The organism is Paraburkholderia sp. JHI869 (assembly GCF_038900775.1).
In the GTDB taxonomy this organism is placed as follows: Bacteria; Pseudomonadota; Gammaproteobacteria; order Burkholderiales; family Burkholderiaceae; genus Paraburkholderia.
The window spans coordinates 1-435 of sequence record NZ_JAYMSC010000104.1; the positions used below are offsets into that span (position 1 = coordinate 1).

General features: G+C 63.0%; 1 protein-coding gene. It reads left to right on the top strand.

The features are described 5' to 3' along the window. The coding region (locus VSR72_RS44060) for a hypothetical protein (RefSeq protein ID WP_342958425.1) at nucleotides 1–435 on the top strand (435 nt) is incomplete at both ends.

A 435-nucleotide genomic window follows, 5' to 3' on the forward strand; every position in this document is an offset into this window, starting at 1 on the left:
GGTCGGGTGGTTCATCTTGTCTCGGATATCCGTGAGCCGCTCGTCGGCCTGACCGTCGGCTGGGCGATCCTCGGCCTCCGTAAGCCCTGGCCCTCGCGAAGAAGGCTCTTCCGAACGGCGGGATCGGCGATGGGGTTCTCCTCACTGATCGGGCTGGCGATCGGGCTGATCGAATACGTTGATTTGGTAATATTTCGGTACATGCCGAACGAACATTACTGGGGTTTCTTCATCCGGAATGAGCTACTCGTCTCGACGATGGCGGCCCCGGCGGGGTCGATGGCACTCGGAGCGCTTGTAGGGCTCGTGGTCACCGGGGCCAGGCGTCCGGGACGAAGCCCGCTCGATCGGATCGGCCTGATCTTGGGCCTGCTCTGGGTCTTTCCGTCCGTGTCCGGCTGGCTTTACCCTTGGTTACACAGCGTCGCCCCGTCC